General features: G+C 64.2%; 3 protein-coding genes. All 3 read right to left on the bottom strand.

Annotation, left to right across the window (positions count from 1 at the left end):
- Positions 1–753: GvpL/GvpF family gas vesicle protein (locus GLP40_RS33055; RefSeq protein WP_230330178.1), on the bottom strand; the 753-nt coding region annotated here is incomplete at its 3' end.
- Positions 753–1,157 (bottom strand): gas vesicle protein GvpJ, encoded by a 405-nt coding sequence (gene gvpJ, locus GLP40_RS33050; RefSeq protein ID WP_154791957.1) that lies wholly within the window; start codon positions 1,155–1,157, stop codon positions 753–755. The genes GLP40_RS33055 and gvpJ, both read right to left, overlap by 1 nt.
- On the bottom strand, positions 1,154–2,248 hold a 1,095-nt coding region (locus tag GLP40_RS33045), incomplete at its 5' end, for an SRPBCC family protein (protein WP_230330177.1). The genes gvpJ and GLP40_RS33045, both read right to left, overlap by 4 nt.

Raw genomic sequence — 2,248 nt, 5'->3', positions numbered from 1 at the left:
GGGGGCTGGCTTGGTGACGAAGTCGTAGGCCGCCATCGGTCCGAGCAAATCGAGCTCCACCCGGCCGTCCCAGTCCGCGACGAGCCGGCGCACGGTGTCCTCCAGCTCTTGTTCCCGGGCCGATTCGATCAGCGCCGCGAGGTGGACGGCGTCCTCTTCATGGGTGGGTTCACGCTGGTTGATCAGTGCGTCGAGTTTCTCGAGTTCGGAAACCACCTTGTGGGTGTCCTGCGCTCGTTTGGCCTCGATGGCCTGGTTGATCATCTCGCCCAACATGATTCGCGCGTCGCGGGTGAGGTCCTCGGGCTTGCCGCGGATCTCGTCTCCGAGTCGAGCGGCCTCGGGGTTCTCGTCGAGGAGTTCCCGCAGAATCATGTCTTCGATGTAGCGCCCTCTGATCACGAACTGGACCCGGCCCTCGAGTTCGTCGAGCGCGGCGCGGAATTGGTCCTCGTTCGCGGCGAGTAATTCGCTTTCCACCGCGTCGGTGTCGGTCATGACCGCACCGAACCGCAGCGGCAACACCGGAGTGACCGCGGCCGATCCGTCCAGCAGTTCCTCGTGGGCTCTGAGATCGGTCGGTGTGCCCAATGGCCGATCAGGGTCGAGCGTGCTGACCAGCGCGGCGATTTCGCCGTGCCGCACGACCGTGACTTCACCGGGTGGATCGCCGACTCCGGTGGCGTGTGGTTGGGCTTCGACGTCGGCGGGCACGATGCCGTAGACATACACAGCTGTTGATTCGGCAGCCATCATCGGTCCTCACGTGTGGACGGCCTGCGCACTGTCTGACGCTGCTTCTGCACATCGCCGAGGAAGTCCGCGACCTTCTCGCCGGCCGCCTCGAGTGCGCCCTTCGTTTTGTGTTTCGACGCGCCCTCGGTGACCTCGCCGACGATGTCGGTGAGGCCCTTCGGCTCGCTGGTCGAGATTTCGAGCCGGTTGACGGCTTCGGCGAAGCGTAGGTAGGTGTCGACGCTGGCCACCACGACGCGTGCGTCGATGGTCACCAGTTCGATGCCGACCAGCGATACTCGGGCGAATGCGTCGATGACCAGTCCTTTGTCGAGGATGGTGTCCACGACATCGGCCAGGCTGGAAGAGTTCGGCCGCGCCAGGGTGCCGGTGCCGCCGCCTCCTGAGGGTTGGATTGTCATCTGCTTGCTCCTTGGCTCATGCGCGACCGGCGGGTCACTGGGCTCTTACGGGCGGCTGTTCGGTGGCGAGGCGGCTCGGGTTGTTCCTCCTCGTCGGTGGCGAACTGGTCCTCGTCGTGCTCGTCGGCCTCTTCGTCCTCGTGTTGCTCGGCCTCGTCTTGCTCGGCTTCTTCCATTTCTTCGTCGGCTTCTTCGTCGGCGCGATTGTCTTCGGTTTCGTTGCGCCGTGCGGTTTGGTCGTCTTCGATGACTTCGCCGTCGTGGATTTCGCCGTGCCAGCCCACGATGTCATCGCTGTGCAGGACCGCCTCGGTCATGACGTGCCGCTGGAAGTGTTTGAGTTCCAGCCGGCAGCGGCGACCTGCCGCGCGCCAGATGTTGGCGGTTTTCTCGAACGCTCCTCGCGGGTGGTATTCGAGCACGACGAGGATGCGGGTGAGGTCCGGGGTGATCTCGTGGAAGGTGACGGCGCCGTCGATGTAGCCTTTGGCGCCTTTGGAACGCCACACGATCCGCTCGAACGGGACCTGCTCGATGATCGTGGATTCCCAGGTGCGTCTGGACCAGAACACTTTGCCGGTCCAGGTGAGTTTCTCGTCGGAGACCTGTTCGACTTGTTCGAGTTTTTTGGTGAATTTCGGGAAGTCCGCGAACTGGGTCCATTGGTCGTAGGCCAGGTCGATGGGCACTCCGATGTCGATCTGCTCGACGATGTTGGTCAGCTTCAGCTTTTTCGTGCCGCCTTTGCCCGTGCCGCCGGTCAGCGATTCCTTGACGGACTCGAACGTCTCCCGGGCCGTATGCCCGAGTTTGCTCACCCCTGCGCTGACCGCCGCTTGCAACGGTGAGGCGCCTCCGGCCAGCTTCTCCACGCCGGTCACGGCCGCCAGCAGATTGCCTCCGCTGCCTTGTGCGTAGTCGTTGAGCCGGTCCGCGGTTCGCGAGACCCGGTTCGACAAACCGGCTACCGCACGTTCGGCCATCGTCCCGGCGAGATTCTGCACCGATTGCTGCAGCACACCCGTCGGGGCAGATGCTGTGACGGTCTTCCCCGCAGTCGCCCCCGCACGGCTCGCGGTATCAGCGACGCG

The organism is Nocardia aurantiaca, from assembly GCF_009708175.1.
Lineage (GTDB): Bacteria > Actinomycetota > Actinomycetes > Mycobacteriales > Mycobacteriaceae > Nocardia > Nocardia aurantiaca.
The sequence above is the reverse complement of the archived record's forward strand: the minus strand, read 5'-3'. Positions and strand labels throughout refer to the sequence as shown.